This is a genomic window from Bacillus sonorensis NBRC 101234 = KCTC 13918, assembly GCF_001592005.1.
Taxonomy (GTDB): domain Bacteria; phylum Bacillota; class Bacilli; order Bacillales; family Bacillaceae; genus Bacillus; species Bacillus sonorensis.
The window spans coordinates 35,391-42,057 of record NZ_BCVZ01000028.1 but is presented as its reverse complement, the minus strand read 5'-3'; the positions used below and the strand labels follow the sequence as shown (position 1 = coordinate 42,057).

The following is a 6,667-nucleotide window of genomic DNA, read 5'->3' as shown; positions in this document are numbered from 1 at the left end:
CGGCCTGCTTCTTCCCGGCTCATTTTGTTATCATTGTTGTCTGCCATTTTGAATTCCTCCTTTTTAAGTGGTATGGTTTTTACATTCCACGTCTGAAAAAGAGTAAACAAAAATAGCACATTTACGAAAGAGCCGGGAGAACATTCGGGATGATCAACGCTTATTACGCCCTGCAAGCGACCGTCCATTCCGGGACAAGGGCCGGCGAATGGCGTTTCAATGCCCGTCCGATCTCTGCCGGATCTTCTATCAGCTCAATATGGCTTGAATGAAACGTGTCTTTTTGATTTGTTGTTTCATAGATAAGATCGTGATCATTCTTCATGAAATTCATATAATCCTGTTTCGTCTTCCAAAGCGCCATGATCACGGCTTCAGGCCCTTCTTCAGCCTCCAGCCAGCCGCCCCACTGCCTGACGAATCCTTTTATGTTTGAAATCGGCTTCCATTTGGCCTGCGCTTCGCTGAACGGCTGCCGATTCCGGCCGGCCGGCTTGCACCGAATCAGTTTCAGCACATTATCTTTTTCAAATCCGACGGCTTCAGACGCTGTTTTTGCCACCGAGAGACAGACGGTCTGTTGATTGGAACGAAACCTGTAAATCGCGCCTCTTGGAATCAAAAATGAATCATTTCGTTGCAGAACTTCTGTCCTGTGATCCATGACATCGACCAATAGCTCCCCCTCCAACACGATGATCAGCTTTTCTGAATCCGGATGAAAGCGCCACTGGCATTCACCTTCTAAAACCGCGGCCCGCACGCAATGGTCATTTACTTCTGAAACGGCAAAATGAATATCATCCTTCGTTCCTTTTGCCATTTCGATTACATGTCGTACTGGATTGGCCTCCATATGCTCCCCCTCTTTTTGTTTGATGTTCTCCCGAACTTATTTTACCATTTGACTTTTAACCGTTCGCCTTTTAAAGTGTTGGATATTGATGAAAAAGGGTTTGAAGAAATAGAAGAGGTGTACATCATGCAAAACCAAACCGGAAAAGCCTCCGGGCTTTTGCCGCTCTTATTATTTGTCTGTTTATTCGTTGGATCAGGGATTGTAACCGGCGATTTCTACAGCCTTCCAATAGTCGCCGCCGCTCTGATCGCTTCGGTTCTTTCATTGGCCATGAACCGAAAAGAGACGCTCAATCAAAAGACGGAGTGGTTCGCAAAAGGCGCGGGCCACCCCGATATTATGATTATGGTCATGATTTTTATTTTGGCCGGCGCTTTTTCGTCTGCCACAAAAGCGATGGGAGCCGTAGACTCGACAGTGCATCTGGCCCTGTCGTTTATTCCTGAACAGTTTATGGTTCCAGGCTTATTTATCATCGCTGCCTTTATTTCAATTTCAATTGGAACCTCGACTGGAACGATCGCGGCTCTTGCTCCGATCGGCGCGGGAATCAGCGGCGAAATCGGCGTTTCTGCTGCGCTTTCGGTGGCTGCCGTTGTCGGCGGAGCGATGTTCGGCGACAATTTATCATTTATTTCTGATACGACGATTGCAGCGGTTCGTACACAGAAAACGAAAATGGCGGACAAGTTCAAAACCAATTTCTTGATCGTACTGCCCGCCGCGGTGATAACGGTCATACTGCTGGTCATCTTCTCTCAAGGCGGGCATCTTGGGGCTCAGGAAGCGGCATACAGCTGGGTGAAGGTGCTTCCATACCTTGGCGTGCTGATTTTTGCGCTTCTCGGGTTCAACGTTATGGCCGTCATCCTCGGCGGAATCGTTTTGTCCGGTGTTATCGGAATCTTTGACGGCAGCCTGACGCTTCACTCCTATTTGAGCGCCATCACTGAAGGGATCGGCGGCATGTCTGAGCTGATCATTTTGTCCCTTCTGATCGGCGGAATGGCGGAAATGATGAAGAGAAACGGCGGAATCGCCTTTCTGCTTCACTTCGTTTCAAACCGGATCCGTTCAAAAAAAGGAGCCGAAGCCGGAATCGCCGGACTTGTCAGCACCGCCAACCTGGCCACGGCCAACAATACGATAGCCATCATTACTGCAGGGCCGCTCGCCAAAGATTTATCAGATCAATACGGCATCGACAATCGCAAGTCGGCGAGCATCCTTGATATTTTTTCTTGCGCTATCCAGGGGCTGATCCCCTACGGCGCACAAATGCTGTCAGCGGCGCAAATTGCGAAAATATCGCCGATCAGCATTCTGCCTTATTCCTTTTATCCGATTTTGATCGGCATCTGCGGGATTGCCGCGATCATATTCGGGCTGCCGCGTTTCACAAGAACATCAAAATGATTTACGGGCTGCCGCGTTTCACAAGAACATCAAAATGATTTACGGGCTGCCGATCTAATCGGCAGCCCGTTTTTTCTTATTCCGCCTGTTCTCGCTCCAGCTCTGCAAGCTTTTCAAGGATTCTCCGTTTTTTATACATCATCATCCCTGCTTCAGCAACCCCGCCAACCATTGAGCGGTTTGAGATTGCCCCAAAGAGAATGCCGGCGACAGGCACCATTTGAAAGAGCTTTTTCCAGCCGAAAGAATCGCGGTACGTATAGACGACTTCCCGCCATCCCTGAATTTGCGAGATCATGTTCTGGCGTGCGCCGGGTTGTTGATGATATGTACTGAGCTCTTCGATGATCGCTTTTTTTCCGACTATGTCCGCCGCACTGAGCTGAAGGCATTTAATGATGAACATGCGCTCCATTTTATCCTTCGGATCGTAGCCGTATGAGACCGCGATATCCTGCAGCGTTTTCAAGGAAAGGCCGAGAATGGCGGGAATATCAACGGCAAGGGTAAACAAACCGCCGACACCCGTTGTCGCGCCTTGGACGGCAGCAGTGTTCGCCCTGTTTTTTCCCAGCTCTTCACAAATATGATCCATCACAGAGAGCGGTGCTTTTTTGATATCCTCAATTGTTTGAATCGTTTCTTCCGGAAGCTTTTTTTGAAACTGCCGGATGAGATGTTTTTCAGACGTCAAATATTGCCCGCCATTTTGAATAAAGCCTCCGATTTCATCGAGCAGGACGCCGATTTTATCCTGGATAAACGCCGGCGTAAGCTTGTCCAGCACTTTAAACGGAATCCGGCCGATCCGTTCCCAAAACCATACTTTCTGTTGTTCCTTTTCCCATTTCTCAATGGCTTTCAGCTGGGCCTCTAGGTCTGTCTGTTCATTATGCATGGAACGCCTGTCCTCCTTACCGTTTTTTATAGTATACAATGATCAGCCTTAAGAATCCGTGTTTTTTTACCTATACGAAAAAGGAGGGGTGAGAGGATGCCATGGTCAGTGAGCGATGATTATTCCGCTCAAAACAAAATCGCACGAGGGGTATGAAGAACGGAGCGTAATTCCGATCGCAATAAGCCGGGCAAAAGAGTGGGCTGAAAAACAGAAACCAAGACGTTTTTGGAAAATGATGGTGAGACAAAACCGGATGGCGGCGGATTGAATCAGCGCCCCGAGCTCACGGAAAAGCGCGGGCATGTCATAGGCCGGGCGGTGAAAGCCGATGATGCCAAGCGCGCCATTGAAGTGAAAAAACAAAGTCTGTGGCGGTGGAACGGGCGAAGGAAATCGGCCGCAATAAAGGAACCGCCGTCATCGTTCATAAGAAAGACGGCAGCATGATACGGATAGACTAAAAAAAGACGCTCCTGATGTTGGAGCGTCTCATGTTTGCCGGATGATGCCGAAAATGGCATCCGCCGCCCTGCTGTAGCCGCCGGCGTCCCGCAGCGACCGGCCGATGTCCGCGGCGCCGGCGGTATAGGAGCCGTTATTGATGATTTCTTCTATTTTTTGCCGCAGCACTGCTGAGGAGAGCTCCTTTTTGTCAAGCTTCAGCCCGGCCCCTGTCTTCTCGACCTGGGCGGCGACAAGAAATTGATCTCCTCCCATCGGGATGACGAGAAGCGGCGTATCGAAGTAGAGCCCTTCATTTGTGCTGTTCATTCCCCCGTGCGTGACGAATAAATCGGCTATTTTCAAAAGCTCCAGCTGCGGAATATACGGCCTAACAATAAAATGATCAGGGATCGGATCAAGATCGGCCGGGTCCGTATATTTGCCGATTGACATCACCACTTTGCCGTCAAAATCCTTCAGAGCTTCAATGCACATATTGTAAACCTCTTGTTGCCGATTAAAAATCGTCCCCATCGAAATGACGATGACTTTTTCACCCTCCAGTTCGGCGAACGGAAAATCGGCAGATTCCGGCCGGCTGGTGATGGACGGCCCCACAAACAAATAATCGTCTCCAAACTTATCCGCTTGCGGCTGGAATTCTCTTGAAGTAAAGACAATCGTGATATCCCCCGGACAAAGGAAAACATCGAACGGATCCTCAAATCTGACTGGATAACGCTCGTTTAGTTCTGCAACCATCCGTTTGAATTTTTCAAAATAAGGTGAGCTTTCCAAGTCACCCTGCTTATTTTGAAACGATGTGCCCATGTCTTTATTGATCGCGAACGTCGTGCACAATGAGATGCCCGGAAGCCCAAGCTTTTCGGCAATGATTTTTCCCGCCAAAAAGTGATGATCAAAAATGACATAGTCGTACGTTTCATGGCGGACTTCTTCATATATCAGATCAACGATATCGATGGCTTTTTTCGCCATATGGTACATCATTTCGGCATAGTCCCTGTTTTCATCGCCCGTCATGTTTTTTCCAAAGGATATCGTCTCTCTGAAGTCCGGGTACAAACGGACCTCAGCCCCTGTTTTTTTGATTTTTTCTGCATATTCTTCAACAGCATAATAAACGATCGTCTCTCCCCTGCTTTGAAGCTCTTTTGTCACGCCTAAAGAGGGATTGATGTGACCTTCGCCGGGGAAGTTGATCATCAGCGCTTTTCCCATTGTGATCTTCCTTTCTTTTGAAATTTTATTAAGGACTTTACTACAAAAAAGCGTGATCGTAAAGTATTTAATTAAGTTAATAATAAATAGACATAACTATTTTACTATTTATATCTTTTTGCATATGTTTCCTTAAAAATTCCCCTGCATGCAAATAAGCGGATATGTTTAATAAAAAAGGGCTTTTTATTTCTTGACAGCCGGCATTTCCGAGCCAATTTTACTTTTTTTTCGTTCAAAAACTAAAACCCGGTGGTTCGTGGCACACTACAGCATAAGAAACAACATTACGGAGGATGTCAAACAATGGATACGAACACCACCCGGATTGAAAAAGATTTTTTAGGCGAAAAAGAAGTCCCAGCAGATGCATATTACGGCGTACAGACGATGAGGGCCGTTGAAAACTTTCCCATTACCGGCTATCAGATTGATGAAGAGCTCATTAAAGCGCTGGCGATGGTCAAAAAAGCCGCCGCCCTTTCCAATATGGAAATTAAGCGGCTGTATAAAGATCTTGGCGAAGTGATAGTAAAAGCGGCCGGTGAAGTGATAGACGGCCATTGGCATGATCATTTCATCGTCGATCCCATTCAGGGCGGAGCCGGAACTTCAATGAATATGAATACAAACGAGGTCATCGCCAACAGAGGATTAGAGCTTTTAGGGAGAGAAAAAGGAGATTACTTCCATTTAAGCCCCAATACTCACGTCAATATGGCCCAGTCAACGAATGACGTTTTTCCGACAGCCATTCATCTGGCAACCTTAAATCACATGAGAAAGCTGATAGCGACGATGGAGGATATGCTGGACGCCTTCCGAAAAAAAGCGGCTGAATTTGACTCCGTCATTAAAATGGGGAGGACCCATCTTCAAGACGCCGTGCCGATCCGCCTCGGGCAAGAGTTTGAAGCGTATTCGCGCGTCATCGAACGCGACATCGAGCGGATTAAACAATCCCGGCACCACCTCTATGAAGTCAACATGGGGGCGACGGCGGTGGGAACCGGCCTGAACGCCGATCCGAGATATATCAGAAACGTAGTCAAACATTTATCCGACATCAGCGGGTATGAGCTTGTCGGGGCAGAACACCTTGTCGACGCCACCCAAAATACGGACGCCTACACAGAGGTATCATCTGCACTGAAAGTAGGAATGATGAATATGTCCAAGATCGCCAATGACCTCCGTCTAATGGCGTCAGGCCCAAGGGCCGGACTCGCAGAGATCCGCCTCCCTCCCCGCCAGCCCGGTTCTTCCATTATGCCGGGCAAAGTGAATCCGGTGATGCCCGAGGTGATGAACCAGATCGCATTCCAGGTCATCGGCAATGACCATACCATTTGCCTTGCTTCTGAAGCGGGCCAGCTCGAATTAAACGTCATGGAGCCTGTCCTTGTATTTAATCTGCTGCAATCGATCAAGATCATGAACAACGGATTCCGCGTATTTACGGATTATTGTGTCGCAGGGATAGAAGCGAATGAAATCAGGCTGAAAGAATTCGTCGAAAAAAGCGTTGGCGTGATTACGGCGGTCAACCCCCACCTCGGCTATGAAGCCGCAGCGCGGATTGCAAAGGAAGCGATTGCCACAGGACGGTCTGTCCGCGAGCTCTGCCTGCTGCATGATGTTTTGACAGAGGAAGAGCTTGACTTGATTCTTGATCCTTATGAAATGACGCATCCCGGCATCGCCGGCGCTTCATTGCTTGAGGAATAAACGTCTTTTCAAACGCTGATATGCTTTCAAACGTTTATATTCGTCTTGGCAGGGCTAAAGACATAATATAAATCATT

Annotated in this window: 6 protein-coding genes; 3 read left to right on the top strand and 3 right to left on the bottom strand. The window is 48.0% G+C overall.

From position 1 onward, the window contains the following. Positions 1–163 precede the first annotated feature (163 nt). On the bottom strand, positions 164–856 hold the full coding sequence (locus BTR1S_RS20130) for a DUF4937 domain-containing protein (protein WP_006638758.1): 693 nt from the start codon (positions 854–856) through the stop codon (positions 164–166). Positions 857–982: 126 nt separating this feature from the next. Between BTR1S_RS20130 and BTR1S_RS20125 the strand changes: the two genes are divergently transcribed. Beyond that, positions 983–2,275, top strand: a complete 1,293-nt coding sequence (locus BTR1S_RS20125; protein WP_029418969.1) for a Na+/H+ antiporter NhaC family protein — start codon at positions 983–985, stop codon at positions 2,273–2,275. Between the two features lie 76 nt (positions 2,276–2,351). Here the strand turns inward: BTR1S_RS20125 and BTR1S_RS20120 are convergent, their stop codons facing one another. Next, positions 2,352–3,173 (bottom strand): EcsC family protein, encoded by an 822-nt coding sequence (locus tag BTR1S_RS20120; protein WP_006638756.1) that lies wholly within the window; start codon positions 3,171–3,173, stop codon positions 2,352–2,354. A gap of 371 nt (positions 3,174–3,544) precedes the next feature. Between BTR1S_RS20120 and BTR1S_RS23465 the strand changes: the two genes are divergently transcribed. Continuing rightward, the gene (locus BTR1S_RS23465) at positions 3,545–3,637 is read left to right on the top strand and encodes a DUF2188 domain-containing protein (RefSeq protein ID WP_224254457.1); all 93 of its coding nucleotides are present in this window, start codon (positions 3,545–3,547) and stop codon (positions 3,635–3,637) included. 28 nt (positions 3,638–3,665) lie between these two features. On the opposite strand, the gene BTR1S_RS20110 is transcribed toward BTR1S_RS23465, so the two are convergent. Beyond that, positions 3,666–4,862, bottom strand: coding sequence for a macrolide family glycosyltransferase (locus BTR1S_RS20110; RefSeq protein WP_029418968.1), 1,197 nt, complete (start codon positions 4,860–4,862; stop codon positions 3,666–3,668). 306 nt (positions 4,863–5,168) lie between these two features. Here BTR1S_RS20110 and aspA point away from each other — a divergent pair, with 306 nt between their 5' ends. After that, positions 5,169–6,590, top strand: coding sequence for an aspartate ammonia-lyase (gene aspA / locus BTR1S_RS20105; protein ID WP_006638752.1), 1,422 nt, complete (start codon positions 5,169–5,171; stop codon positions 6,588–6,590). The last annotated feature ends 77 nt before the right edge of the window (positions 6,591–6,667 follow it).

Bases quoted from the DNA above. Each gene is read 5' to 3' on its own strand.
- BTR1S_RS20120 (WP_006638756.1), bottom strand. From the start codon at position 3,173: ATGCATAATGAACAGACAGACCTAGAGGCCCAGCTGAAAGCCATTGAG.
- BTR1S_RS20125 (WP_029418969.1), top strand. From the start codon at position 983: ATGCAAAACCAAACCGGAAAAGCCTCCGGGCTTTTGCCGCTCTTATTA.
- BTR1S_RS20110 (WP_029418968.1), bottom strand. From the start codon at position 4,862: ATGGGAAAAGCGCTGATGATCAACTTCCCCGGCGAAGGTCACATCAAT.
- BTR1S_RS20130 (WP_006638758.1), bottom strand. From the start codon at position 856: ATGGAGGCCAATCCAGTACGACATGTAATCGAAATGGCAAAAGGAACG.
- aspA (WP_006638752.1), top strand. From the start codon at position 5,169: ATGGATACGAACACCACCCGGATTGAAAAAGATTTTTTAGGCGAAAAA.